The 25,328-nt window shown below is 72.6% G+C and carries 21 protein-coding genes; 14 read left to right on the top strand and 7 right to left on the bottom strand.

The window, feature by feature from the left end:
- The first annotated feature begins 344 nt into the window (after positions 1–344).
- The 7 genes from AC5WS8_RS17985 to serC all read left to right on the top strand — a co-directional run bounded on the left by AC5WS8_RS17985 (position 345) and on the right by serC (position 7,754).
- Positions 345–2,177, top strand: coding sequence for an ATP-binding protein (locus AC5WS8_RS17985; RefSeq protein ID WP_496104403.1), 1,833 nt, complete (start codon positions 345–347; stop codon positions 2,175–2,177).
- Positions 2,174–2,581: a roadblock/LC7 domain-containing protein gene (locus AC5WS8_RS17980; RefSeq protein WP_496104402.1), complete on the top strand. Its 408-nt coding sequence runs from the start codon at positions 2,174–2,176 to the stop codon at positions 2,579–2,581. The genes AC5WS8_RS17985 and AC5WS8_RS17980 overlap by 4 nt, the downstream gene beginning before the upstream one ends.
- Positions 2,578–2,925, top strand: coding sequence for a DUF742 domain-containing protein (locus tag AC5WS8_RS17975; RefSeq protein WP_496104401.1), 348 nt, complete (start codon positions 2,578–2,580; stop codon positions 2,923–2,925). Before AC5WS8_RS17980 ends, AC5WS8_RS17975 begins: the two co-directional genes overlap by 4 nt.
- Entirely contained in the window at positions 2,906–3,550 is a 645-nt protein-coding gene (locus AC5WS8_RS17970; protein ID WP_496104400.1) for a GTP-binding protein, read from the top strand. Before AC5WS8_RS17975 ends, AC5WS8_RS17970 begins: the two co-directional genes overlap by 20 nt.
- The gene (locus AC5WS8_RS17965; RefSeq protein ID WP_496104399.1) at positions 3,547–4,770 is read left to right on the top strand and encodes a cytochrome P450; all 1,224 of its coding nucleotides are present in this window, start codon (positions 3,547–3,549) and stop codon (positions 4,768–4,770) included. Before AC5WS8_RS17970 ends, AC5WS8_RS17965 begins: the two co-directional genes overlap by 4 nt.
- Positions 4,767–5,990, top strand: coding sequence for a cytochrome P450 family protein (locus AC5WS8_RS17960; protein ID WP_496104398.1), 1,224 nt, complete (start codon positions 4,767–4,769; stop codon positions 5,988–5,990). The genes AC5WS8_RS17965 and AC5WS8_RS17960 overlap by 4 nt, the downstream gene beginning before the upstream one ends.
- A gap of 645 nt (positions 5,991–6,635) precedes the next feature.
- Positions 6,636–7,754, top strand: coding sequence for a phosphoserine transaminase (gene serC / locus AC5WS8_RS17955; RefSeq protein WP_496104397.1), 1,119 nt, complete (start codon positions 6,636–6,638; stop codon positions 7,752–7,754).
- A 530-nt stretch (positions 7,755–8,284) separates the two neighbouring features.
- Here the strand turns inward: serC and AC5WS8_RS17950 are convergent.
- Positions 8,285–9,259, bottom strand: coding sequence for a WD40 repeat domain-containing protein (locus AC5WS8_RS17950; RefSeq protein WP_496104396.1), 975 nt, complete (start codon positions 9,257–9,259; stop codon positions 8,285–8,287).
- A gap of 85 nt (positions 9,260–9,344) precedes the next feature.
- On the opposite strand from AC5WS8_RS17950, the gene AC5WS8_RS17945 reads away from it, so the two are divergent.
- The 3 genes from AC5WS8_RS17945 to AC5WS8_RS17935 all read left to right on the top strand — a co-directional run bounded on the left by AC5WS8_RS17945 (position 9,345) and on the right by AC5WS8_RS17935 (position 11,307).
- The gene (locus tag AC5WS8_RS17945) at positions 9,345–10,028 is read left to right on the top strand and encodes an SGNH/GDSL hydrolase family protein (protein ID WP_496104395.1); all 684 of its coding nucleotides are present in this window, start codon (positions 9,345–9,347) and stop codon (positions 10,026–10,028) included.
- 57 nt (positions 10,029–10,085) lie between these two features.
- Positions 10,086–10,253 carry a hypothetical protein gene (locus AC5WS8_RS17940; RefSeq protein ID WP_496104394.1) on the top strand — a complete coding sequence of 56 codons (168 nt, stop codon included), beginning with the start codon at positions 10,086–10,088 and terminating at the stop codon, positions 10,251–10,253.
- A 61-nt stretch (positions 10,254–10,314) separates the two neighbouring features.
- Positions 10,315–11,307 carry an aldo/keto reductase gene (locus tag AC5WS8_RS17935; protein WP_496104393.1) on the top strand — a complete coding sequence of 331 codons (993 nt, stop codon included), beginning with the start codon at positions 10,315–10,317 and terminating at the stop codon, positions 11,305–11,307.
- A gap of 196 nt (positions 11,308–11,503) precedes the next feature.
- Here AC5WS8_RS17935 and thpR read toward each other — a convergent pair whose 3' ends face one another.
- The 3 genes from thpR to AC5WS8_RS17920 all read right to left on the bottom strand — a co-directional run bounded on the left by thpR (position 11,504) and on the right by AC5WS8_RS17920 (position 14,277).
- Complete coding sequence (gene thpR, locus AC5WS8_RS17930) at positions 11,504–12,073, bottom strand: RNA 2',3'-cyclic phosphodiesterase (RefSeq protein ID WP_496104392.1); 570 nt, start codon at positions 12,071–12,073, stop codon at positions 11,504–11,506.
- 124 nt (positions 12,074–12,197) lie between these two features.
- Positions 12,198–13,460, bottom strand: a complete 1,263-nt coding sequence (locus AC5WS8_RS17925) for an MFS transporter (RefSeq protein ID WP_496104525.1) — start codon at positions 13,458–13,460, stop codon at positions 12,198–12,200.
- Between the two features lie 379 nt (positions 13,461–13,839).
- A complete protein-coding gene (locus AC5WS8_RS17920; protein WP_496104391.1) occupies positions 13,840–14,277 on the bottom strand; it encodes a MarR family winged helix-turn-helix transcriptional regulator in 438 nt (145 codons plus the stop codon).
- Positions 14,278–14,471: 194 nt separating this feature from the next.
- On the opposite strand from AC5WS8_RS17920, the gene AC5WS8_RS17915 reads away from it, so the two are divergent.
- The gene (locus AC5WS8_RS17915) at positions 14,472–14,654 is read left to right on the top strand and encodes a ribbon-helix-helix protein, CopG family (protein ID WP_389001572.1); all 183 of its coding nucleotides are present in this window, start codon (positions 14,472–14,474) and stop codon (positions 14,652–14,654) included.
- Positions 14,655–14,687: 33 nt separating this feature from the next.
- Here the strand turns inward: AC5WS8_RS17915 and AC5WS8_RS17910 are convergent, their stop codons facing one another.
- Positions 14,688–16,139, bottom strand: coding sequence for an NCS2 family permease (locus tag AC5WS8_RS17910; RefSeq protein ID WP_496104390.1), 1,452 nt, complete (start codon positions 16,137–16,139; stop codon positions 14,688–14,690).
- Positions 16,140–16,422: 283 nt separating this feature from the next.
- Here AC5WS8_RS17910 and AC5WS8_RS17905 point away from each other — a divergent pair, with 283 nt between their 5' ends.
- Complete coding sequence (locus AC5WS8_RS17905) at positions 16,423–16,692, top strand: DUF2530 domain-containing protein (RefSeq protein ID WP_496104389.1); 270 nt, start codon at positions 16,423–16,425, stop codon at positions 16,690–16,692.
- 107 nt (positions 16,693–16,799) lie between these two features.
- Positions 16,800–19,193, top strand: a complete 2,394-nt coding sequence (locus tag AC5WS8_RS17900; protein ID WP_496104388.1) for an HAD-IC family P-type ATPase — start codon at positions 16,800–16,802, stop codon at positions 19,191–19,193.
- A gap of 11 nt (positions 19,194–19,204) precedes the next feature.
- On the opposite strand, the gene AC5WS8_RS17895 is transcribed toward AC5WS8_RS17900, so the two are convergent.
- Together AC5WS8_RS17895 and AC5WS8_RS17890 are read right to left on the bottom strand one after the other, a co-directional pair.
- On the bottom strand, positions 19,205–22,372 hold the full coding sequence (locus AC5WS8_RS17895) for a sacsin N-terminal ATP-binding-like domain-containing protein (protein WP_496104387.1): 3,168 nt from the start codon (positions 22,370–22,372) through the stop codon (positions 19,205–19,207).
- A 153-nt stretch (positions 22,373–22,525) separates the two neighbouring features.
- On the bottom strand, positions 22,526–23,446 hold the full coding sequence (locus tag AC5WS8_RS17890; RefSeq protein ID WP_496104386.1) for a DUF3027 domain-containing protein: 921 nt from the start codon (positions 23,444–23,446) through the stop codon (positions 22,526–22,528).
- 400 nt (positions 23,447–23,846) lie between these two features.
- Here AC5WS8_RS17890 and AC5WS8_RS17885 point away from each other — a divergent pair, with 400 nt between their 5' ends.
- Entirely contained in the window at positions 23,847–25,280 is a 1,434-nt protein-coding gene (locus AC5WS8_RS17885; RefSeq protein WP_496104385.1) for an MFS transporter, read from the top strand.
- Positions 25,281–25,328: the final 48 nt, after the last annotated feature.

Raw genomic sequence — 25,328 nt, 5'->3', positions numbered from 1 at the left:
GACTGCGGGCGCGGCGGCGCGATGGCGGAAGCGCAGCAGCGGCGACTGCGGGCGCGGCGCGGCGATGGCGGAAGCGCAGCAGCGGCGACTGCGGGCGCGGCGCGGCGATGACGGAAGCGCGACAGCGGCGACTGCGGGCGCGAGGCGGTCGCACAGCGCGCGCATGACCGGATCCGAATCCGAACCGTCGCGTTCCGATCACAGACACACCCGTAACTCACCTATAGTGACGCCCAATCACTCTTATATCGACCACTGATTGAGCACCAAGGGTCGCTGCTCGTCCCGGCCCTGCGTAACGCATACGCCATGAACATGACCGAGGCCGACCGAGGACACCCTTCATGACCGTCCCCATACCGCCCGGCGAACGGCCCGCCCTCCGCGCCGTCGCCCCCGCACCCCTGGTCACCGCAGCGGTGTCGGGTCTCGCCGTCGCCGCCGCGGTGCTGGCGGCTCCCCAGGCGGTCCGCGTCCCCCTCGCCTGGGGCGGCGCCGCCGCCACCCTGGTGCTGTGCGTGGCGGCGGCGCTGGCCGCCCACGGAGTCCGGTCGGCCGCCCTGGCGCGCCGCCGCCTGGACGCCCTGACCCAGGACGCGACCCGGCTGCTGCAGGAACGCGCGCGGCTCGCCGAGGAGTTCAGCAAGGAGCGGGCCCGGCTCACGGACGGCTTCATCGAGGAACGGGTGCGGCTGACCGAGGAGTTCGAGCGGGACAGGGCCCGGCTCGCCGAGGAGTCCGGACGCGAGCGCACCCGCCTCACCGACGAGTTCGAGCGGGAACGCACCGCGCACATGGAGGAGTTCGCCCGGGAGCGTGACGCCCTCACCGCCGACGTCACCCGGCTCACCGAGGACAACCGGCGTCTCGCCCAGCGCCTGCGCCAGGCCTCGAACGCGCGTGACGCGGCCGTCTCCGTCACCGCCAACGTCGCCGGACGCATGCAGGCACTGGCCACCGGCACGCTCGCCGACCTGCGCGCCATGGAGGAGAAGCACAGCGACGAGGACGTCCTCGCCGACCTCCTCCACCTCGACCACCGCACCGCGCAGGCGGGCCGCCTGGCCGACTCCGTCGCCGTCCTCGCCGGCGCCCGCTCCGGCCGCCGCTGGGCGCGCCCCATCGGCATGGAGTCCCTCCTGCGCGGGGCGATGGGCCGCATCGCCGGCTACCAGCGGGTCCGCGTCCACTCCTCCAGCCGGGCCGCCGTCTCCGGACACGCCGCCGAGGGCGTGATGCACGCGCTCGCCGAACTCCTCGACAACGCCGCGAACTTCTCGCCGCCGACCGCCGAAGTGCACGTCTACGTCGAGGACGTGCCGGCCGGGGTCATCGTCTCCGTGGAGGACGCGGGCCTCGTCATGGGCGACGTGCAGCTGCGCCGGGCCGAACGCGCCGTCTCCGGCGACATCGCCGAACTCGGCGGCCTGACCGGCACCCGGCTCGGCCTCGCGGTCGTCGGTCGGCTCTCCCGCAAGCACGGTCTGAAGGTGTCCTTCCGGCCCTCGGCGCGCGGTGGCACCGGCGTGCTGGTGCTGATCCCGCAGGAGATCCTGGCCCAGCCGGTACCGCCGCAGGCCGCCGCACCCGCCCCGGCCCCCGCCCCCGTTCCGGAACCGGCCTCCGGGGCCGCCCGGGTCGCCCAGACGCCCGTGGTCGCCGCCCCCGAGCACCGGCCGTCGTACGCCGCCGCCCGCGCCGCCGAGGACCTCGACCCCGACCCGGTGCCGACCCACCAGTCCCCGAGGTCGCAGGACAGCGACAGCGGCGGTCTGCCCCGGCGCCGCCGCGGTCAGGCGCTCGCCGCCGCCGAACGGGGGCGCGCCCACGCCGCGGACCGCCCCGAACGCGAACCGCGCACCCCCGAGGACGCCAGGGCGCGCGCCGCCCGCTTCAGCAGCTTCCGCCGGGCGGTCCGCGCCACGTCGGCGCAACCGGCCCCCACCGGGCCGTCCACCCCCGGGCCGTCCACCCCTGGACCAGCCCCCACCGGACCGACCACCCCCGGACCGACCCCCACCGGACCGACCACCCCCGAACCCGCCGCCGGACCCGCCCCCACCGGCCCCGCCCCCGAAGCCGTACGGGAGAACCCGGCCCCGGAAGCCGACGCCCCCACGCCCGAGCCCGCCCGGGCGCCCCACCGCCCGCACCCGGAAGGCGACACCACTTCATGACCGGCACCACGACCGCCGACGAGAGGCTCACCTGGCTCCTCGAGGGGCTGCTGGAGCGCACACCCGGGGCCCGGCACGCGCTGGTGCTCTCGCGGGACGGGCTGAAACTCTGCCCCACCCCGGAACTGTCCGTCGACCAGGCGGACCAGCTGGCCGCGATCGCCGCCGGCATCCAGTCGCTGTCCCACGGCGCGTCCGTGGAGTTCGGCGACGGCAGCGGCGGCGTGCGCTCGGCGATGGCCGAGTTCTACGGCGGGGTCCTGTTCATCGTGGAGGCCGGCGAGGGCGCCCACCTGGCGCTGGTCACCGACGAGGACGCGGACGCCGGGCTGGTCGGGCACCACATGAGCGAACTCGTGGAGCAGCTCGGGGAGCACCTGACCGCCGAACCGCGGACCTCATGAGCCGCCCCGGCAGGGACGACGCGCCCGACCGGCTGTACACCCTCACCGGGGGGCGCGTCCGGTCCGACTCGGCCGCCCGGTTCGACCTGGTGACGCTCGTGGTCGCCGAGTGCGAACCGGTGCCCGGCATGCAGTCCGAGCACGCCGCGATCCTGCGGATGTGCGAGCGGCCCACTGCGGTCGTGGAGATCGCCGCCGAGCTGCGGCTGCCGGTGAGCATCACCCGGATCCTGCTCTCCGACCTCCACGCGGCCGGCCGCGTCAGCGCCCGCCACCCGCGCACCGCCGCCCTTCCCGATCCCGACGTCCTGGACAAGGTGCTCGTTGGACTCCGCAACCTCTGACACCCGCACTCCGCTGGGTGCCCGGGCCGACAACGGCCTGAAGATCGTGGTCGTCGGCGGCTTCGGCGTCGGCAAGACGACCCTGGTCCGCTCGGTGAGCGAGATCCGCCCGCTCTCCACCGAGGAGACCATGACCCGGGCCGGCGAGGGCGTCGACGACCTCAGGGGAGTGCACGGCAAGTCCGCGACGACCGTCGCCTTCGACTTCGGCCGCATCACGCTGGACGCGCACAACGTGCTGTACCTGTTCGGCGCGCCGGGGCAGGAGCGGTTCTGGTTCCTGTGGGACCGGCTGTTCTCCGGCACGCTGGGCGCGGTCGTCCTCGTCGACACCCGCCGGATCGACGACTCCTGGTACGCCATCGACCGCCTGGAGCGGCAGGGCACGCCGTTCGTCGTCGCCCGCAACGACTTCGGTGGCCCTCCGCACACGCCGGACGCCGTCCGCAGGGCCCTCGACCTGGGCCCGCACGTGCCGCTGATCGACTGCGACGCGCGCTCCCGCGAGTCCGGAAAGCAGGTCCTGATCACGCTGGTCGAGCATGTGCGGCGGCACCACGCCGCGCACCCGTCCGCACCCGAGCAGTCCCGAGCACCCCGACCGTCCGAACAGGAGCTGGTGTGACCCCCGCCCCCGTGCCCCTGAGCGGGCCGAGGTTCCAGACCGAACCCGCCGCCCTGTACCGGGAGATACGGCGCGAGCACGGCGCCGTCGCCCCGGTGCTGCTCGACGGCGGCATCCCGGCGTGGCTGGTGCTCGGCTACCGCGAACTGCACCAGGTGACCGGCGATCCGGCGCTGTTCAGCCGCGACTCCGACCTGTGGAACCGCTGGGACGACATCCCCGACGACTGGCCGCTGCTGCCGATGATCGGCCGCAGGCAGCCGTCGATCCTCTACACCGTCGGTGAACGCCACCGCGAGCGCGCCGCGATGATCAGTGGCGCACTGGAGGCCGTGGATCCGTTCGAACTGCGCCGGCACGCCGAGCGGTTCGCGGACGAGCTGATCGACGCGGTGAGCGACAAGGGTGAGGCGGACCTGGTCGCGCAGTACGCGATGCTGCTGCCCGTACGGGTCCTCGCCACCCTCTACGGCTTCGCGGAGGAACAGGGTCCGGGACTGGTCACCGCCCTCAACCACATGATCGACGGACGGGAGCGGGCGATCGCGGGCCAGACCCGTCTGGCCGGCTCCATGACGGCGCTGGTCGCCGACCGCAGGGACCACCCGGCCGAGGACGTGGTGTCGCGGATGCTCGCGGACGAGAGCGGCTTCACCGACGAAGAGATCGTCCAGGACCTGATGGTGATGATGGCGGCGGGCCACCAGCCGACCGCGGACTGGATCGGCAACTCGCTGCGCCTGATGCTGACCGACGAACGCTTCGCCGCCTCCCTCTTCGGCGGGCGCAACAGCGTCGCCGAGGCCATGAACGAGGTGCTGTGGGAGGACACCCCCACGCAGAACGTCGCGGGCCGCTGGGCGTCCCGCGACACCCGCCTCGGCGGCCGGCACATCCGCGCCGGGGACCTGCTGCTGCTCGGTCTCCAGGGCGCCAACAGCGATCCCCAGGTCCGCACCGACGGCGCCGCGCTGACCGGCGGCAACAACGCGCACTTCTCCTTCGGGCACGGTGAGCACCGGTGCCCGTTCCCGGCTCAGGAGGTGGCGGAGGTGATCGCGCGGACGGGCATCGAGGTGGTGCTCGACCGGCTGCCGGACATCGATCTCGCCGTCCCTGCCACGGAGTTGACGCGGCGTCCGTCGCCATGGCTGCGGGGGCTGACGGCGCTCCCGGTGAGGTTTGCGCCCACCCCTGCGGTTGGAAGCGCTTTCGCATGACCACTACCGACAGAGCCCCCATAGCGCTGGATCCCTTCGTCTGCGACCTGGACGCCGAGAGCGCCCGGCTCAGGGAGGCGGGACCGCTCGCCGCCGTGGTACTGCCCGGCGGCGTTCCCGTATGGGCCGTCACCCACCACGCCGAGGCCAGGCAACTGCTCACCGACCCCCGGCTGGTGAAGGACATCAACGTGTGGGGCGCCTGGCAGCGCGGCGAGATCGCCCCCGACTGGCCGCTGATCGGCCTCGCCAACCCCGGCCGGTCCATGCTCACCGTGGACGGCGCCGACCACCGGCGGCTGCGCACGCTCGTCGCGCAGGCGCTCACCCCGCGCCGGGTGGAGGAGCTGCGGGACCGCATCACCAAACTGACCGAGGACCTGCTGGGCCGGCTGCCCACGGACGGTTCGGTGGTCGACCTCAAGGCGGAGTTCGCGTATCCGCTGCCGATGTACGTCATCGCGGACCTGATGGGCATCCGGGAGTCCCGGCTGCCGCGGCTGAAGGAACTGTTCGAGAAGTTCTTCTCCACGCAGACGCCGCCCGAGGAGGTCGTCGCGACGCTCACCGAGCTGGCGGGGATCATGGCGGACACGGTGGCGGCGAAGCGTGCCGCACCGGGCGACGACCTGACCTCCGCGCTGGTCCTGGCCTCGGAGGACGGCGACCGTCTGACGGACGAGGAGATCGTCTCCACGCTGCAGCTGATGGTGGCGGCGGGCCACGAGACGACGATCTCGCTCATCGTCAACGCGGTGGTCAACCTGTCGACGCACCCCGAGCAGCGGGCGCTGGTCCTTTCCGGCGCGGTGGAGTGGCCGGCGGTGATCGAGGAGACCCTGCGCTACTCCACACCCACCTCCCATGTGCTGATCCGCTTCGCGACGGAGGACGTCCCGGTGGGCGACGGGGTCATCCCGGCGGGGGACGCGCTGATCGTGTCGTACGGGGCGATCGGGCGGGACGAGAAGGCGCACGGGCCCGGTGCGGGCGTCTTCGACATCACCCGGGACACGAAGAACCGGCACATCTCCTTCGGCCACGGTCCGCATGTGTGCCCCGGGGCGGCGCTGTCCCGCCTGGAGGCGGGGGTGGCGCTGCCGGCCCTGTACGCCCGGTTCCCGGACCTGGAGCTGGCGGTCCCGGCGAGCGAGCTGCGCAACAAGCCGGTGGTGACGCAGAACGACCTGTTCGAGCTGCCGGTACGGCTGGAGGGCTGAGCCAGGGGTTCCTCGCCGCTGCCGCCCGTCCCTGGAAACGGCGCCCCGGACCCCCGCTCCGGCCCACGTCCTCGTCCTCACGGCCGGGCAGGCTGATGCGGCGGGCGGGCGACGGGCCGGTGGAGCGGCGTGGCCGTCGGACCGTGCGGCAGTGGTGGCGGATCTCGCGGATCCGGCGGACGGCTCCGCTTCCTCGTGGGAGCGGTGTGCGGACAGACCGAGACGGACGGCCCGTCGGGGGATTCCGGGCCGTCCGTCGGGCTTCCCGGAGTGTTCCGGGAAGCGGTCACCACGCACCGGCCTTCGGAACGGTGGGCGGTGGCTCGGAGCTGCTGCGGTCCTGTGGCCCTCGCCGCGGTTCGGCAGCCGTCGATCCCGCAGGCGTGGCCCTGGATGACGGCCGGGGAGGCCTGTTCGTCGAGAACCGCCTTGCGCAGCCGGGCCGCGTTCGGCACGCCCTCGATGCGGTGCCGGTCGTTGACGACGATCGTGGGAACGACCGAGACGCGGTACGCCTCCGCGGTGCGCAGCGCCCGCGCGGCGGGGCGGGTTCACGCGAGGCGGGTTCACCCCCTCGGGCGACACCCCGTCTCACCCGACGGACCACGTTTCGCCCGGGTTTACTCCAGCGGCTACGCTCCGTCCGTGGCTGACATCCAGATTCCTGACGACATCAAGCCCGCGGATGGTCGTTTCGGCGCGGGTCCCTCCAAGGTGCGGGTCGAGGCGCTGGGAGCCCTCGCCGCGACGGGTAGCTCCCTGCTCGGCACGTCCCACCGCCAGGCACCGGTCAAGAACCTGGTCGGCAAGGTGCGCGAGGGTATCCGTGAGCTGTTCCAGCTGCCCGACGGCTACGAGGTCGTCCTCGGCAACGGCGGCTCCACCGCGTTCTGGGACATCGCGACGCACGGGCTGATCGAGAACAAGTCGCAGCACCTCAGCTTCGGCGAGTTCTCCTCCAAGTTCGCCAAGGCCGCCAAGCTCGCCCCCTGGCTCGCCGAGCCCACCGTCATCGCCACCGACCCCGGCACCCACCCCGAGCCGCAGGCCGAGGCGGGCGTCGACGTCTACGCCTTCACGCACAACGAGACGTCGACCGGTGTCGCCATGCCCATCAAGCGGGTCGAGGGTGCCGACGAGGGTGCCCTGGTCCTGGTCGACGCCACCTCCGGCGCCGGAGGCCTGCCGGTGGACGTCGCCGAGACGGACGTCTACTACTTCGCCCCGCAGAAGTCCTTCGCCTCCGACGGCGGCCTGTGGATCGGCGTGTTCTCCCCGGCCGCGATCGAGCGCGCCGAGCGCATCCACGCCTCCGGCCGCCACATCCCGGAGTTCTTCAGCCTCCCCACGGCGATCGACAACTCCCGCAAGAACCAGACGTACAACACCCCGGCCCTGGCCACCCTGTTCCTCCTCAACGAGCAGCTCGAGTGGATGAACGGCCAGGGCGGCCTGGACTGGGCGGTCCGCCGCACGGCCACCTCGGCGCGCACGCTGTACGGCTGGGCCGAGGACATCAAGTACGCCAACCCGTTCGTCGCCGACCCCGCCAAGCGTTCGCAGGTCATCGGCACGATCGACTTCACCGACGAGATCGACGCCGTCGCCGTCGCCAAGGTGCTGCGCGCCAACGGCATCGTCGACACCGAGCCGTACCGCAAGCTCGGCCGCAACCAGCTCCGCATCGCGATGTTCCCGGCGATCGAGCCGACGGACATCGAGGCACTGACGAAGTGCGTCGACTACGTGATCGAGAAGCTGTAGGGATTTTCGTCGCGGAGAACGATGGGGCGCCCGGTGGCCACCGGGCGCCCTTCGCTCGTGGAACCACCGCGACGTTTCGGAACGGCGGCGCCGGGCCCGCATCCCGGGTTGCCGGTGGCGGCACGTGCGGTCCGTTTTCATGGCACCTCAGGCCCACCCGTGCGCTTTCACCGACAGAACGCCCGGTGGACAGCCCCCGGGCCGGAGCAGACCGCCTCACATCGCCGTACAGCTCATGCCCGGCACACCGCCGCCCCCGGGCGCGGCCCCGAACCCGAAGCTCCCCGAACCGCCCACCGGGACGCTGCCGTTGCGGGCGGCGGTCACCGCGGTCACGGCCGCACCGCGTTCAGCCGGTCGAGGACGACCAGTCGGCTCCGGACCGACGCCGTGTACCACAGCGCCGACCGCCCGCCCGAGTCCCGCCGGTGCCGGTCGAAAACGACCTTCGCGGGGAGGCGCGGCCCGGAACGTAGGGGAGCGCCGCCATCACCGCGCACCACCCGGGGAACCAACGCGCCACGACCGCTTCACCCCTTGCGGAGCAGTCGTTTGAGGCCCAGGACCAGGGCCAGGCCGACGACGAGGACCAGGGCGCCGGTCCTGTAGTCCGCGTGCAGCGGTGAGCCGCTGCCCGCTCCCGTCTGCGCACTCCCTTTCCGTGACGGCGACTCGCCCCGGCGACCGGGCACCTCGCCCGGCTGCACCGGGCTGTCCGCGCCCTCGCTGCCGTACAGGAGTTTCGAGCCGTCGAGCGTATACGTGACCGACTCGCCCTGCCGCTGCAGGGGGACGTCGAGGCGGGTCTGCTTCTTGATCCTCCCGCCGTTCCACGCGTACGCGATGCCGCCGAAGTAGCCGCGCACGGCGAGCTGTTCGCCGTCGGGCGAGAAGGCGGCGTCGGTGGCCCACAGGTCGACGGCGGCGATGGGCCGGAAGACGTTCGTCCCCGTGGCGGACAGCCTGGCCGGGCCCTCGTACAGGTGGCCGCCGTCCTCCTTCTTGTCGATGATGTAGACGCGCCCGGTCTTCGGGTGGACCAGCAGGGACTCGGCGTCCCTGGGCCCGTCCGCGTACTTCACGACGTACTGGGCTGCGCGGACCGTCCGGTCCTCGAGCACCTTCGGCTCGGGCAGCTTGTAGATCCACACGTACGGCCACGTGCCGCCGAGGTTGTCGCCGATGTCGCCCAGGTAGATCTGGTTCCCCGGGCCGATGGAGATGGCCTCCACGTCACGGGGCGTGCCGATGCCGCGGAGGGTGAGGGTGGCCACCGTCCGTCCGGTGCGGCCGTCCACCGCGTAGAGGTACGGGCCGTCGCCGCTGTCGTTGTGCGTCCAGTAGATGCCCGGGTGGAGGCGCGAGGCGGCGAGCCCGCTCGACTCGGTGATCCGCGGGTCCTCGATGGTGAAGCCGCCGCCGTCGGCGGACGCGGGCACGGGCGCGTCGAGCGCGAGCGCACCGACGAGAAGGGCCCCGGAGAGGAACGCGAACGATCGACGCATGCGCCAAACCTGCCATCCGCCGCCGGCGTTCCGGCGGGAGTGGGGGCGAGGGCGCCCCCCGCCACCGACCCCCCATAATGAGCGGATGCTCAGGTTCATGCCCGTGGGCGACTCCATGACGATCGGCAGCGCGGGCGAACACACATGGCGCTACCGGCTGTGGCGGCATCTGTGCACGACGTACGGCGGCCCGTGCACGCTCGTCGGTCCGCGCGAGACGCTGTACGACAAGGCGGCCGAGGCGCCGACGTCATACGCCTACGCCGAACCCGACTTCCCGCGCGCCCATCTGGCGGGCTGGGGCGAGGGCTGGCTGCACATGGTGCCGCTGATCGCGGACGCGATCCGCACGTCCCGGGCGGACGTGCTGCTGATCTCCCTGGGACTGATCGACCTGGGCTTCTACACGAACGCGGAACAAACGGCGGAGAACGTGCACCGCTTCGTGACCGAGGCGCGGAGCGCCAACCCACGCGTCGGGATGGTCCTGCTCCCGGTGATCCCGAACATCCGGGCGGCGACGGACGCGCCCTTCGGGGCCCAGGTGGCCCTCTTCAACGAGCTCCTGGCGAAGACGGTGGCCGAGCTGGACGAGCCCCGGTCGCCGATCCTGCCGGCCTCGCCGCCGCCGTCGTACGACATCCACGTCGACACGTACGACGGCACGCACCCGAACGCCTGCGGCGAGCACAAGATCGCGGAGGCGTTCGCGGGGGCGATGTGGGAGGCGTGGGGGGTCGGACAACCGTACTCGCCCGGAACAAGCTGACCGAATTCCGGCGTGCCGTGGTCACCGTACGCATCGTTGTACTGCGCGGCTGCACTCGTGCGGAGGGCGGCCGGGGAGAAGCGCCACGATGACCGTCCTTTCTACTCCCGGCCCAAGGACGGCGAGTACCTCAGCGAACTGTCCGTCGCCTTCGGAACCGACGTCGACATGACCACCACCCCACTCGGCCTCACCCTCACGACCGACGAGTTCCCCCGCGACTGACCCGGCCCGTCGCCCAACCCCCCTTGCCTAGAGCGCACTCCACACCGTTGGCTGGGCACTCATGAAGTACACGCAGCTCGGACGCACGGGACTCAAGGTCAGCAGGCTCGTTCTCGGGACCATGAACTTCGGTCCGCAGACCGAGGAGGCCGACAGCCACACGATCATGGACGCGGCCCTGGACGCGGGGATCAACTTCTTCGACACCGCCAACGTGTACGGCTGGGGCGAGAACAAGGGCCGTACCGAGACCATCATCGGCAACTGGTTCGCCAAGGGCGGCGAGCGGCGCGACAAGGTCGTGCTCGCCACCAAGGTGTACGGCAACATGGCCCCGGACGGCGCCACCCCCTGGCCCAACCACGACAAGCTCTCCGCGGTGAACATCCGGCGGGCGGTCGACGCCAGCCTCAAGCGCCTCCAGACCGACTACATCGACCTCTACCAGTTCCACCACATCGACCGGAACACTCCCTTCGAGGAGATCTGGCAGGCCCTGGACGTGCTGGTGCAGCAGGGCAAGATCCTGTACGTCGGCTCCAGCAACTTCCCCGGCTACAAGATCGCCCAGGCCAACGAGACCGCCGCCCGGGTCGGCTCCCTGGGGCTGGTCAGCGAGCAGTGCCTGTACAACCTCTTCGAGCGCCGCGCCGAGATGGAGGTCATCCCGGCCGCGCAGGACTACGGCGTCGGGGTCATCCCGTGGTCGCCGCTGCACGGCGGACTGCTGGGCGGTGTCGTCAGGAAGGAGGCCGAGGGCGGACGCCGGGCCGGCGGCCGGACCGCCGACGCGCTCAAGGACCCCGCGGTCCGGGCGCAGATCCAGTCCTACGAGGAGCTGCTGGAGAAGCACGGCCTGGAGCCCGGTGAGGCGGCCCTGGCCTGGCTGCTGACCCGCCCGGGCGTCACGGGCCCGATCGTCGGCCCGCGCACCGCCGAGCAGCTGGACTCGGCGATCAGGGCGGTGGAGCTGGAGCTGTCGGAGGAGGTCCTCGCCGGCCTGGAGGAGATCTTCCCCGGTCCGGGTCCGTCTCCGGAGGCGTTCGCCTGGTAACCCGCGAGGGTCGTGGGTGGTGTCCGCGGGCCGGGGAACGCCCGGCCCGGGGCGCCTCCCCCGCTCCGCCCCGGATGCGGGATCTACTTCCGGACCGCCGCCGCCAGCGCCACCACGGCGAACATCAGCACGAGTACACCGGCCATGATCCGGTTACGGGTCTTCGGGTCCACGTATCGAGCGTAACCGGACCTCGTCACTCCCCCGCGCCGAGCCCCCACCGCTCCACCGTCTCGTAGCGGGGCTGCTCCCCCGGCATCCCCGACCTCGGCAGGTGACTGCGGACGAGGGCCAGGTCGGCGACCGTCCACTCGCTGCCGGCGAACTCCCGCAGTGCCGCCACATAGGGCCGGAAGTCCGCCGTGCCCCGGCCGCGGGCCAGGGTCAGATGCGGGCGGTAGGGGCGGTGCTCCCCCGCCTCCAGGCCCGCCTTCCGCGCCGCGGACTCCACACGGCCGGCGAGCAGCCTGAGCGCCCCCACGTCCCCGGACGCGCCGACCCACAGTGCCCGGTCCCCGAAGCGCCCGCCCCCGGACACGGCCAGCGGGAAGGGCTCGGTGCGCCGGGCCGCCCTGGCCAGCCGCTCCGAGAGGTCCGGTACGACGTCCTCGGCCACCTCGCCGTAGAAGGCGAGCGTGAAGTGCCAGGCCGGACGTTCCGTCCAGCGCAGTCCTCGCGCCCCCGGCAGCCCCTCCAACTCCCGTACCACAAAGGCCAGTTCCCGGAGCACGTCGGGGGGCGGCAGCACTGCGGCGAACAACCTCATGACCTCACCCTCGCAGGGATGGCGCCTCCCGGCCACACCGGCTGCCGCCCGCGCGGGGGCGTCCACCCGGGCGCCCCCGACTCCTCAGTCCGTCACCGCCCGGCTCAGGCCGACCGACGCGCCCTCAGGCCGTCACCGGCTCCTCGCGTGGCACGAACCGCACCCGCGGGTGCCCCCGGTGCCAGCCCACCGCCAGGCGCAGGCCGCTCGTCCGGGCCAGGATCAGGCCGACGGTCGCCGCGGCCGCGGCCGAGATCAGGCCGCCCGCGGCGAAGCCGATCCGGGCACCGTACACGTCCGTGATCCAGCCGACCACGGGCGCTCCGATCGGCGTACCGCCCATGAAGACCATCATGAACAGGGCCATGACGCGGCCGCGCATCGCCGGGTCCGTGCCCATCTGGACGGCCGTGTTCGCCGTGACGTTCACCGTGAGGCCGGCGATCCCCATCGGCACCATCAGCAGCGAGAACAGCCACAGGGACGGCGCCCCGGACGCGACGATCTCCAGCGTGCCGAAGAGTGTCGCCGCCGCGATCAGCATGCGCAGCCGGGCCGTGCCGCGGCGGGCGGCCAGCAGCGCGCCGGTGAGGGAGCCGATCGCCATCAGGGTGTTGAAGAGGCTGTAGGCGCCGGCGCCCGCGTGGAAGACGTCGTCCGCGTAGGCCGAGAGCCACACGGGGAAGTTGAAGCCGAAGGTGCCGATGAACCCGACCAGCACGATGGGCCAGATCAGCTCCGGGTGTCCGGCGACATAGCGCAGGCCCTCGCGCAACTGGCCCTTGCCGCGCGGTGCGCGCTCCACGACGTGCAGCTCACGGGCGCGCATCAACACCAGGCCGGCGAGGGGCGCGACGAAGGACAGGCCGTTGAACAGGAAGGCCCAGCCCGTGCCCACGCCGGTGATCAGGACACCGGCGACGGCGGGGCCGACCAGGCGGGCGGACTGGAAGTTCGCCGAGTTCAGGCTGACCGCGTTCTGCAACTGCTTCGGGCCGACCATCTCGGAGACGAAGGACTGCCGGGCCGGGTTGTCGACGACCGTGGCCAGTCCGACGGCGAAGGCGGCCAGGTAGACGTGCCAGACCTGGACGTGCCCGGTCAGGGTCAGGAGGGCCAGGACCAGGGCGGTGGCTCCCATCGACGACTGGGTGACGAGCAGCGTCGGGCGCTTGGGCAGACGGTCCACGAGGACGCCGCCGTACAGGCCGAACAGCAGCATCGGCAGGAACTGCAGCGCCGTGGTGACACCGACGGCGGTGGAGGAGCCGGTCAGGCTGAGCACCAGCCAGTCCTGGGCGATGCGCTGCATCCAGGTGCCGGTGTTGGAGACGACCTGGCCGAGGAAGAAGAGCCGGTAGTTACGGATGCGCAGGGAACTGAACATCGACGACTTGCGGGGCTCGGTCGGGACGACGGTCGCGGTGCGTACGACGGGGCCGGCCTGCTCGGCGGTCTCGGGACGGGCGGCGGTCTCGGGACGTTCGAGAAGATCGGGGCTCTCGGCAAGGTCGGGGCCCTCGGCGGGGGTGGGGGGCTGTGCCGGCTGTGCGGTCTCGTGGGCGGGCGGGGAGTCGTGGGTGGCTGGTGCGGGGGCGGAAGCTGCTCCGGTTCCCGAACTCAAAGGGATTCGCCTCCTTGCGATGACGGCTTCGTACGTACGCGGGTGGGGGCCGCGTCGGTCACGGTGAGCGTCCGGCACAGGTGCGCACCCGCGGCCGCGACACCCCGGCCCGGGGTGCTGCTGTACCCCGGATGCGCCCCGGTCACAGGTGGGCCAGCTTCTCGAGGACGGGGGCCGCGGCGCGCAGTGCCGCCCACTCGTCCTCGTCCAGCTCCTCGATCAGTCCGGCCAGGAACGCGTTTCTCTTGCGGCGGCTCTCCTCGAGCATCGCCTCGGCCCGCTCGGTCTGGGTGACCACCTTCTGGCGCCGGTCCTCGGGGTGGGGCTCGAGGGCGACCAGACCCTTGCTCTCCAGCAGGGCCACGATGCGGGTCATCGAGGGCGGCTGGACGTGCTCCTTGCGGGCGAGCTCGCCCGGGGTCGCGGAGCCGCAGCGGGCCAGGGTGCCGAGCACCGACATCTCGGTCGGGCTCAGCGACTCGTCGACCCTCTGGTGCTTGAGGCGGCGCGACAGGCGCATCACGGCGGAGCGGAGAGCGTTCACGGCGGCAGCGTCGTCGCCATGGGTCAGGTCAGGCATGCTCTTTAGGATAACTCATTACTTTCCCTAAAGACCACCGAAACCGTACGCCCGTCGGGGTGACTCCGACCACTTCCGGACGCGTACGCCCGGGCGCCGCCAAGCAATGCCCGAACTGCATCTATCACTCGAACGAGTGATACAGGGGCGGAACGTGACCCCTCGCGCGCCCGGCTCGGGCAACTCTCGTGACCATGGGGACCAGCGTGCTCAGCCTGCGGATGGACGGGGAACTGCTCGAGCGGCTCCGGCACCACGCCGCCAGAAGAGGAATGAGCGTCCAGGACTATGTCGTCCGGACGCTCATTCGCGATGACTTCGACCAGCGGTTCGAGGCCGCCGTCGAGGAGACGGAACGGTTCTACGGGGTCACCTGACCGGCGCCCGGCCCCGCAGGCCGTCCCGGCCGATCAGGTCAGCCCCAGGGCCGGCATCAGGTAGTAGAAGGCGAAGACCGCCGACACCACGTACATCGCCGCCGGGACCTCGCGCCAGCGGCCCGCGGCCAGGCGCAGCAGCGCGAAGGTGATGAAGCCCATGCCGATGCCGTTGGTGATCGAGTACGTGAACGGCATCATCAGCATCGTCACGAAGGCGGGGATCGCGATCGTGTGGTCCGCCCAGTCGATCTCCTTGACCGAGTTGGACAGGATCAGGAAGCCCACCGCGACCAGCGCCGGGGTGGCGGCCTGGGACGGGACCATCGTGGCGACCGGGGTGAGGAACAGCGCCACCGTGAACAGCAGGCCCGTGACGACGTTCGCGAAGCCCGTGCGCGCCCCCTCGCCGACACCGGCCGTGGACTCCACGAAGCAGGTGGTGGCCGAGGAGGAGCTGACGCCGCCCGCCGCGACCGCGATGCCGTCGACGAAGAGGACCTTGTTGATGCCGGGCATGTTGCCCTCGGCGTCCGTCAGCCTGGCCTCGTCGCTGATGCCCATGATCGTGCCCATCGCGTCGAAGAAGCACGACAGCAGGACCGTGAAGACGAACAGCACGCCGGTCAGCACCCCGACCTTGCCGAAGCCTCCGAACAGGCTGACCTTGCCGATCAGGCCGAAGTCCGGGCTGGCGACCGGGTTGCCGGGCCACTTGGGGACGGTCAGGCCCCAGCTGGGGATCTTCGCGACGGCGTTGAGGACCACCGCGAGGACCGTCATCGCGACGATCGAGATCAGGATGGCGCCCGGCACCTTGCGGACGATCAGTGCGAAGGTGAGCAGGATGCCGAGGACGAAGACCAGGACGGGCCAGCCGTTGAGGTGACCGTTCATGCCGAGCTGGAGCGGGACCGTGGTCTGGGCGACGTCGGGGATGCGGGTGACGAAGCCGGAGTCCACGAGACCGATCAGCATGATGAACAGGCCGATGCCGATCGAGATGCCCTTGCGCAGGCCGAGCGGCACGGCGTTCATCACGCGCTCGCGCAGACCGGTGGCGACGAGCAGCATCACCACGAGACCGGCGAGGACGACCATGCCCATCGCGTCCGGCCACGACATGCGCGGGGCGAGCTGGAGGGCGACGACCGTGTTGACGCCGAGGCCGGCGGCGAGGGCGATCGGGACATTGCCGATCACGCCCATGAGCAGCGTGGTGAAGGCGGCGGTCACGGCCGTCGCGGTCACCAGCTGGCCGTGGTCCAGGTGGTGACCGTACATGTCCTTCGCGCTGCCGAGGATGATCGGGTTCAGCACGATGATGTACGCCATCGCAAAGAAGGTGGCGAAGCCGCCGCGGATCTCGCGGGACAGCGTGCTGCCCCGCTCGGAGATCCTGAAGTAGCGGTCGAGGACGCCGGACGGCGGCCGGGTGCCCGGCTGCTGCGGGGCGGAGGCCTTGGCGGGGGCCGAGATGGGCATGCGGGACCTCAAAGGTGCACGGGGGATCACGTGATCACAGGCGGATCACGCGGATCACTGGGGATCGCTGACAAACGTGATCGAGTCTCGCCGTCGCTTGATCACCAACAGGCTTCCCCCATGTTGCTGTTGGTGTTTCGTACGAACACAAGTGGCCAGACTCAAACCGTTTCAGTATGAACATATGAGCTGCTGATCGCTATCTCCGCGCGTAGACCCTTGGTGTGCAAAGGCGGCCGGGGTCCCGGTCGGGCCCGTTCCCCTCGCCTCGTAAGCTGTGCGCATGGCGAAGTGGACCCCCAGGCACGAAGCTCCGGAGCCCCTGGAGGGCCCCGTGGTGCCGGTCGTCACCGGCGGCACGATCCTCTGGTTCCTGATGTTCCTGGTCCAGCTCCCCTTCTACGGCTGGTTCGCCGACCACGGGCACACCTGGTGGCTGTGGACGTGCCTGGCGGGAGCCGGGCTCGGATGCGTGGGCATCTGGTACGTGCGCAGGCGGGACGCGGCGATCAAGCGGGCCTCCCGGGCCGGGCGGCGGCTCTCCCGGCAGTAGCCCCGCCGGTCTCCCCTCCGACCACCGCACGAGACCCCTCCTACCCGGGTCTGATCCTCGGTGCGCTCGGGGGGTGAAGGCGCGCATCCGCACGTACCGTCGAATGCATGACGCACATCGACGCGGGTGCCGAACTCGATCCCGTGCACCCCGCACCGATGCCCTTGCGGAGGCGGGGCCTGACCGCCGCCGAAGTGGCCGAGCGGGTCGCCCGCGGTGACGTCAACGACGTTTCCGTCCGCAGCAGCCGCTCTCTGGGCGAGATCGTCTCCGCGAACGTCTTCACCCGCTTCAACGCGATCATCGGTGTCCTCTGGCTGATCATGCTGTTCGTGGCGCCGTACCAGGACAGCCTCTTCGGGTACGTGATCATCGCGAACACCGGCATCGGCATCATCCAGGAGTGGCGGGCCAAGAAGACCCTGGACTCCCTCGCGGTGATCGGCGAGGCGCGGCCGACCGTGCGCCGGGACGGTACCCCGGTGGAGATCGGTACCTCCGAGATCGTGCTGGACGACGTCCTGGAGATCGGGCCCGGCGACAAGGTCGTCGTCGACGGGGTCTGCGTCGAGACGGACGGGCTGGAGATCGACGAGTCCCTGCTGACCGGTGAGGCCGACCCCGTCGCCAAACGGCCCGGCGACCCGGTGCTGTCCGGCAGCTTCGTGGTCGCGGGCGGCGGAGCGTTCCAGGCGGCCAAGGTGGGCCGCGAGGCCTACGCGGTCCGGCTCGCCGAGGAGGCGAGCCGCTTCACGCTCGTGCACTCCGAGCTGCGCACCGGCATCTCCACGATCCTCAAGTACGTCACCTGGATGATGGTCCCGACCGCGATCGGCCTGATCATCAGCCAGCTGGTGACGACGCGGCACGGGATCAAGGACTCCGTGGCCCGCACGGTCGGCGGCATCGTGCCCATGGTCCCCGAGGGGCTGGTCCTGCTCACCTCCGTGGCCTTCGCGATCGGTGTCATACGCCTGGGCCGCAAGCAGGTCCTGGTCCAGGAGCTGCCCGCCATCGAGGGGCTGGCCCGCGTCGACACCGTCTGCCTGGACAAGACGGGCACCCTCACCGAGGGCGGCATGGACGTCACCGAGCTGCGGCCGCTCCAGGGCGCCGACGAGACCTACGTGCGCAAGGTGCTCGGCGCCCTCGGCGAGGCGGACCCCCGTCCGAACGCCTCCCTCCAGGCGATCATCGACGCCTACCCGGACAGCGAGGACTGGCGCTGCACCCAGGCCCTGCCCTTCTCCTCCGCCCGCAAGTACAGCGGCGCCTCCTTCAGCGAGGCCGACGGCCAGACCAGCACCTGGCTGCTCGGCGCCCCCGACGTGCTCCTCGGCCCCGACGACCCGGCCCTGACCGAGACCGAGCGGCTGAGCGAGCAGGGGCTGCGCGTGCTGCTGCTGGCCCGCACTTCCCGGGACCTGGACGACCCCCGGCTCACGGCCGGCGTCCGGCCCACCGCGCTGGTCGTCCTGGAGCAGCGGCTGCGCCCGGACGCCGCCGACACCCTGCGCTACTTCGCCGAGCAGAACGTCCGCGCCAAGGTCATCTCCGGCGACAACGCGGTGTCGGTGGGCGCGGTGGCCGGAAAGCTCGGCATCCGCGGCGAGGTGATGGACGCCCGGCACCTGCCGGAGAACCAGGACGAGATGGGGAAGTCCCTGGACAAGGGCACCGTCTTCGGCCGGGTGACCCCGCAGCAGAAGCGGGAGATGGTGGGCGCTCTCCAGTCGCGCGGGTACACGGTGGCGATGACGGGCGACGGCGTGAACGACGTGCTGGCGCTCAAGGACGCGGACATCGGCGTGTCGATGGGCTCCGGCTCGGAGGCGACCCGGGCGGTGGCACAGATCGTGCTGCTCGACAACAGCTTCGCGACGCTGCCGTCGGTGGTCGGCGAGGGCCGGCGGGTGATCGGGAACATCACGCGGGTCGCGACGCTGTTCCTGGTGAAGACGGTGTACTCGGTGCTGCTGGCGGTGCTCGTGGTGTGCTCGCAGGTGGAGTACCCGTTCCTGCCCCGCCACCTGACCCTGCTGTCGACCCTGACGATCGGTGTCCCGGCGTTCTTCCTGGCCCTCGCGCCCAACAACGAGCGGGCACGACCCCACTTCGTCCGGCGGGTGATGCGGTACGCGGTCCCGGGCGGGACGGTGGCCGCGGTCGCCACGTTCGTCACCTACGTGATCGCCCGCCGGAACTACAGCGGCCCCGGCTCCCTGGTCGCGGAGACCAGCGCGGCGACCCTCACGCTGTTCCTGATCGCCCTGTGGGTGCTGGCGATCGTCGCGCGCCCCTACACCTGGTGGCGGATCGGTCTGGTGGCCGCGATGGGCGTGGCGTTCGTGTGCGTGCTGGCCGTGCCGTACCTGCAGCACTTCTTCGCCCTGAGGCTGGCCGGGGAGACGATCCCGTGGGTCGCCGTGGGCATCGCGACGGTGTCGGCGGCCGCCCTGGAACTGCTGTGGAAGTGGGCAGACCGCCGGTTTCCCGCGTGATGTCCTCAGCCTCAGTCGAACCAGCGGTCCCGGGCCAGTTCCTCCGTGCGGGACGGGTCCTCCAGCAGCGCCGCCACCTCGAAGCGGCGCGGCCACTGGCCCGCCGCCCAGGCGAGCCCCGCCGCGACGCCCTCCAGGGTGGCCGCGTGCAGGACGCCGTCGGACGTCAGGCGCCAGTCCAGCTCGACACCGTCGACGACGAGTTCCTCGTGCTCCAGGTACGTCCCGGGCGTCCGCGGTCCGAGCAGGACCCGCACGGAGTCCGGTACGTCGTGTTCGGCGCCCTCGGAGGTCACCTCACCCGTCACCGACTCGCTCAGCCGCCGCACCTGGAACAGCTCGGCGAGATCGGCGGCCCGGGCGGGGCGGACCGGCAGCAGCGGCACGCCCTCGGTGAAGGGGAGCAGGTCGGGCGAGTCGCACACCACGGCCTCGGCCGCCTCCACGACCTCCACCCGCCCGTCGACCACGGCCCGCAGTTCGTCGGGCAGGGTCACCCGCTCCGGCTCCAGCTCGGCCAACGCGCCGTACAGCGCGTGCAGTGGGGCGGCCGTGACGGGGCGGTCCGGGTCGGCGAGCCGGTCGAGGAGCTCCGCCGCGCCGCCGGGCTCGTCGAGGAGGGCGGCGACCGACGTCCGTACGCCGAGGGCGCGCAGCACCTGCTCGTCGTCGAAGCCGGTGGCGTCCGCCTCCTCGTACAGGCCGGCGAGCAGCGGGTCGCCGCCCGCCGCGCGCAGACCGGCCGGTCGGCGGCCGTCCAGCACCGGGTGGCCGCGCAGCCACCACGCGGTGTACGGGCGTACGACCTCGTGCGTGCCGTCCGGCAGCAGCACCCGCACCGGCTGGGTGAGCGCGTCCCTGAGCGGGGGCTGCGAGAGGAGGGCGAGGGCCTGCGGCCAGCGGTCGTCGTCGACCAGGTCCAGGTCCCGTACGGCGACGATCTCGGTCGCCACCGGCGGGACCGGTGCCCGCCCGTCTCCCGACCACCACCCCTCATCGGCGCCGCTGCGCGGCGGCAGTGACAACTGCAGCCGGTCGAGGACGTCCTCGCACCACACGTCGACCGCGTCGAGCAGCCCCACGTCGTCGGGCTCGGCGAAGTCGGAGTCGCGGGGCTCCAGTTCGTCCGGGTCGAGGACGACGTCGGTGGCGCGGACGAGGGCGAAGGTGGCGAGCACGCCGCAGGCGGCCAACGGCTGCTCGCCCCAGCGCTCGGCCAGTTCGGCGTCCACGAAGGCCAGTTCGCCCTCGCGCATGACGCCCGCGAACGGGCTGCCGGGCAGGACCAGTTCACCGGCGGGCGCGAGTTCGCCGTCCTCGTCGGGCAGGGCGAGCGCGCCGAGCCACGGCTCCGCACCGGGTTCGAGGCCCGCCTCGCGGACCAGCGCGAGCACGGTGTCCGCCAGCTCCTCGGCGTCCAGGCCGCCCTCGTCCCAGCCCGCCCCCTCGTCCTCCAGGGAGGCGGCGACGGCGGCCCGCACCTGCGGGGTCGTGAGGATGGCCCGCGGGGTGGCCGGGAGCGCGCCGAGCTTCTCCAGCAGCGGGTGGGCGCCGTCCGCGTGGGCGACCTTCAGGCCGAGGCGGGCCAGGGTCCGAGGAGCCACCGGCGGCCCGTCGAACGTCGGCAGCAGGATCTGCCGGGGCCCGATCGTCGTCCGCCCGTCGGCCAGCGGCACCGGCAGCCCGGACAGCCGGTCCGGGTCGACCCCGGCCAGGCTGTCGTACAGCCGCCACCACCACTCCGGCTCCTTCTCCAGCCCCGCGAGCCGGTCGATCGCCTCGGTCAGCGGCACCCGGGCCACGCCCAGCGTCCGCAGCTCCACGCGGCGTTCCAGGCCCGCAGGCAGCAGGCAGGGCAGCACCTCGGCGAGGACCCGCACGGTCCCGGCCCCGGCGCCCTCGACGACCTCGGCGTCGCGGGGACGCAGCGCCTCGGGCAGTTCGTCGTCGCCGGGCTCGCCCGCAGGGGGCAGGAACGCGGTGCGCGGCAGCCGCTCCAGGATCGCCCCGCGCAGTGCGCCGTCCAGTTCGCCCCTGCCGAGCGGTCCCGGCACCAGGTCCAGAATGCCGGGGGTCACCGGGCGCCAGGTGTCGAGGAGTTCGGCGTAGGCGTCGGCCGCGCGCTCCACCAGGAAGTCGGTCAGCGGGCCGGGCGCGGCGTGACGGCGGCTGGTGTCCAGCGGGAACGACGCGATGAGCAGCGCGGGCACCCCGAGCGGCTCGTCGCTGGGGGTCGGGGCGTGCACCACCGGTGCGGTGCTGGGACGGGCCGGGGTGCCGTCGGCCTCGGCGGGGACGGCCCAGGTGACGGACCAGTGGGGGCGCAGCCGCTCCTCGACGGGGCGGTCGGCGAGCAGGTCGGGGGTGAGGGGGCCGTGCTGGGAGACGGTGCGCCAGCGGGTGGTGCCGTCGCGGGAGTCCGCCACGACGGTGTCGGTGCCCTCGGTGCGCCGGATCAGCGTGCGGGGGCCGCAGTCGTGGATTTCGACCAGGACCTCTTCGAGGCCGGGCAGGGCGAGCAGCAGCGCGTCGTCGACGGCCCCCAGCAGCCGCTCGGCGAGATCGGCGGCCGCCGCGTCGCGCAGCGGGAGGATGACGGCGGTGTCGTACGGGTCCGGAGCGGTGCCCTCGGCGGAGAACGGCAGCCGCAGCAGCGGTACGTGCCCGTCGCGGCGGCGGATCTCGTCGCCGAGGCCGGGGCTGTGCCGGGCGGTCTCGGTGGCCAGTTCGCGGGCCTCGGACAGGGACCAGCGCACCCCGCCGTGCCGGCCGACGACCGCCGGTTCGTCGCTGACGGCGAGGACGGCCGCGAAGCCGACGCCGAAGCGGCCGACGGCCTGTTCCCGTTCGCCGCGCTTGGCGGAGGCCCGCAGGGTGGACAGCGACTCGACACCGGCCGCGTCCAGCGGGGCACCGGTGTTGGCGGCGACGAGCACGCCCTCGCGGAGGGTCAGCCGGAGCCGGCCGGGTACCCCTGCCCGAGCCGCCGCGTCGGCGGCGTTCTGCGCGAGCTCGACGACCAGGCGGTCGCGGTAGCCGCCGAGGACGAGGTCCTCCTCGGCGTTGGCGTCCTCGCGGAACCGGGCCGGGCTGGTGGCCCAGGCGTCCAGCACGCCGCGGCGCAGGCGGGCCGTGCCGAACGGGTCACCTTCGGCTGCCGGTCGCACGAACTTGCTCACGGTTCACTCTCCCTCTGGCGGCCTGGCCGGGCGCCGCGGGGATGAAGTTACCGTCTGCCGGGGCCGCCGTTCCCCGGGGCTGCGCCCAGGACCCCGCTTCGGGTGGAAGGGCCTCGTCCGCGAACCGCGCCAAGCCCTTCGCGAGGGCCTGCCCTACGAGTGCCCCAGCTCCGCCGACGACTCGTCCGGCACCACCGGCACCGACCCCTCCGGGGACGGCCGCAGCGGAAACGGTTCGACCTTCGTCTCGTCGACCACCGGCGGGGCCGGGCGCGGTGTCTTGGGCATGACCGCCGCCTCGGAGTGGCCGCCGCAGCCGTACGACAGGGAGACCACACGGCCGTCCGCCGGGGAGAACTCGTTGGCGCACACCCCGAAGGCCTGTCCGAGCGAGCCGCCGATCGGGACGAGGAAGCCGCAGCTGACGCAGGAGGCGGGAGCCGCCTGTGCCATCGGCGTCTTGGGTCCGAACGCCTCCTCCCAGCGGTCGGCGGCGACGTGCAGTCCGTAGCGGGACAGGACCCGGGCGCGGCGCATGCCCAGTTCCTCCGCCAGCGCGGAGATCGAACCGCGCGACGGGGCGATCGGCAGGTTCGCCGGGACCCCGGCGGTCACCTCCGCGTCCTCCGCCTCGACCAGCTCGGCCATCTCGCCGGAGACCGCGGAGTTCGGCGGCGGCTCCTCCTCGACGAGGAAACCGGGCTCCAGGCGCTGATCCTCGGCGTCCGTCGGCAGCAGGTCGCCCGGACCCAGGTCGCCGGGGCGCAGCCGCTCGCTCCACGGCACCCACTCCGGGGCGAGCAGTGCGTCGGGGCCGGGCAGCAGGACCGTCTCGTCCACCGTGACGATCTTCGCGCGTGAGGCCCGCGCGACCGTCACCGCCCAGCGCCAGCCCCGGTACCCCGGTTCCTTGGACTCGAAGAAGTGCGTGACGACGCGATCGCCCTCGGACACCATCCCGGCGTGCTCGCCGACGACGCCGGGCGCGGCGGCCTCCTCGGCGGCGGTGCGTGCGAGGTCGATCGCCTCGGCGCACAGGCGGTCGGGGGTGCGGCTTCGCGTTGTCGCGCTCACAGGTATCGCTTCTCTCCTACGCCGTCTCACGGTGCGCCCTTTCTCGGCTGGGTGCGGACGGAGCGGACCTGGGGGCCGCGTCGACGTCCGCGCCCGTTCGCGCTCGGGCGCACCCACACCATCCATTCTGCGGGATGGAATTCAGGCGCGCGGCCGAGAACGATCGCCACGGCGCGCTACGCACGCTACCCTCTCCGCGCCCCAGGGCCCACACCGAGTCGCCGCGCTTTCGCGGAGCCCGGCCCTCCGCATGCCGTTCGGGTCGTGTCGCACCGGTGCCTCCCGGCCGGGAGCGCACCTGGCCCGTTCCGTACCCGCGCTCCGCCCCGGTACCACACCGGTCGATCCCGTACGTGCGACAACCGCGCTACACCCGCGCTTCTCGGGGCACTATGACGGGGTGGCAGCCGCAAGGTCGTCCGAGGGAACCACCGGGGTGGGTGGGGCCGGGGGGCGCAGCCGGGGTGGCGGTTCGGGCCGGTTCGTCGGGTCCGTCCGCGCGGTCGGCCGTGCCGTGCGTCGTCCGCTCACCGGTGTCGCCCGCGGCATCCGGAAGGTCACGCACGCGCACGGCGCGGGCGAGTCCGGCCTCGGCAAACTGATCGAACTGCACGCCGTGAACGGCGCCGGCGACGTCATGGTCACCGTCGCCCTGGCCTCCACCGTCTTCTTCTCCGTGCCGACCGACGAGGCCCGCGGGCGGGTCGCGCTCTACCTCGCCATCACCATGGCACCGTTCACGCTGCTCGCCCCCGTGATCGGCCCGCTCCTCGACCGCCTCCCGCACGGCCGGCGGGCCGCGATGGCGGGCGCGATGCTCGCCCGGGCCCTGCTCGCGCTGATCATCTCGGGGGCGGTGGCGAGCGGCAGCCTGGAGCTGTATCCGGCGGCGCTCGGCGTCCTCGTCGCGTCGAAGGCGTACGGGGTCGTCCGCAGTGCCGTCGTGCCACGGCTGCTGCCGCCCCGCTTCTCCCTGGTCAAGGCCAACTCCCGGGTCACCCTCGGTGGTCTGCTCGCCACCGGGCTGGCCGCCCCGGTCGGGGCCGCACTGCATGCCGTCGGTCCCGGCTGGCCGCTGTACGGCGCCTTCGTGGTGTTCGTCGCGGGGACGTTCCTGTCGTTCTCGCTGCCGCCGAAGGTCGACTCGGCCAAGGGGGAGGACCGTGCGCTGCTCGCCGCGGACGAAGGACATCTGCACGGACCCGGGCGCAGGTCGGCCGCACGCCGGCCCGGGCTGCGCACCGTCGGCCCCGCCGTCATCCACGCCCTGGCCGCCAACGCCGCACTGCGCTGCCTGTCCGGCTTCCTGATCTTCTTCCTCGCGTTCCTGCTGCGCGAGCACCCGCTCACCGGGGAGAGCGCGGCGGTGTCGCTCGGCATCGTGGGCGTCGCGGCGGGCGCGGGAAACGCGCTGGGTACGGCCGTCGGCGCCTGGCTGAGGTCCCGCGCACCGGAAGTGATCATCGTGACGGTGGTGGCGATCGTGCTGGGCGCGGCGATCACGGCGGCGGTGTTCTTCGGCGCGTTCCTGGTCACGTGCCTGGCCGGGGGCGCCGGGTTCGCCCAGGCACTCGCCAAGCTGGCGCTGGACGCGCTGATCCAGCGGGACGTGCCGGAGCTGGTGCGCACGTCGGCGTTCGCACGCTCGGAGACGCTGCTGCAGATGGCGTGGGTGCTGGGCGGGGCGATCGGGATCGTGCTGCCGCTCAACGGGGTGCTGGGGCTCTCGGTCGGCGCGGCGATCGTCGCGGCGGGCTGGGTGCCGACGGTACGCGCGCTGCTGGCCTCGGCCCGGCGCGGGGGACCGGCCCCGGCACGGGTGCCCGGGGCCTGATCGCGGGAGCGGGCACGTCGTACACCCCGCGTGGGGGGCACCCCGGTC

This window comes from Streptomyces sp. PTL18, assembly GCF_059510295.1.
Note: the sequence above shows the minus strand (reverse complement) of the source record. Positions and strands in the feature narration are given on the sequence as shown.

Excerpts from the sequence above, each read along its gene's own strand:
- AC5WS8_RS17985 (WP_496104403.1), top strand. The coding sequence starts at position 345 with ATGACCGTCCCCATACCGCCCGGCGAACGGCCCGCCCTCCGCGCCGTC.
- AC5WS8_RS17980 (WP_496104402.1), top strand. The coding sequence starts at position 2,174 with ATGACCGGCACCACGACCGCCGACGAGAGGCTCACCTGGCTCCTCGAG.
- AC5WS8_RS17975 (WP_496104401.1), top strand. The coding sequence starts at position 2,578 with ATGAGCCGCCCCGGCAGGGACGACGCGCCCGACCGGCTGTACACCCTC.
- AC5WS8_RS17960 (WP_496104398.1), top strand. The coding sequence starts at position 4,767 with ATGACCACTACCGACAGAGCCCCCATAGCGCTGGATCCCTTCGTCTGC.
- AC5WS8_RS17950 (WP_496104396.1), bottom strand. The coding sequence starts at position 9,259 with ATGCGTCGATCGTTCGCGTTCCTCTCCGGGGCCCTTCTCGTCGGTGCG.
- AC5WS8_RS17945 (WP_496104395.1), top strand. The coding sequence starts at position 9,345 with ATGCTCAGGTTCATGCCCGTGGGCGACTCCATGACGATCGGCAGCGCG.
- AC5WS8_RS17935 (WP_496104393.1), top strand. The coding sequence starts at position 10,315 with ATGAAGTACACGCAGCTCGGACGCACGGGACTCAAGGTCAGCAGGCTC.
- thpR (WP_496104392.1), bottom strand. The coding sequence starts at position 12,073 with ATGAGGTTGTTCGCCGCAGTGCTGCCGCCCCCCGACGTGCTCCGGGAA.
- AC5WS8_RS17925 (WP_496104525.1), bottom strand. The coding sequence starts at position 13,460 with ATGTTCAGTTCCCTGCGCATCCGTAACTACCGGCTCTTCTTCCTCGGC.
- AC5WS8_RS17920 (WP_496104391.1), bottom strand. The coding sequence starts at position 14,277 with ATGCCTGACCTGACCCATGGCGACGACGCTGCCGCCGTGAACGCTCTC.
- AC5WS8_RS17915 (WP_389001572.1), top strand. The coding sequence starts at position 14,472 with ATGGGGACCAGCGTGCTCAGCCTGCGGATGGACGGGGAACTGCTCGAG.
- AC5WS8_RS17910 (WP_496104390.1), bottom strand. The coding sequence starts at position 16,139 with ATGCCCATCTCGGCCCCCGCCAAGGCCTCCGCCCCGCAGCAGCCGGGC.
- AC5WS8_RS17905 (WP_496104389.1), top strand. The coding sequence starts at position 16,423 with ATGGCGAAGTGGACCCCCAGGCACGAAGCTCCGGAGCCCCTGGAGGGC.
- AC5WS8_RS17900 (WP_496104388.1), top strand. The coding sequence starts at position 16,800 with ATGACGCACATCGACGCGGGTGCCGAACTCGATCCCGTGCACCCCGCA.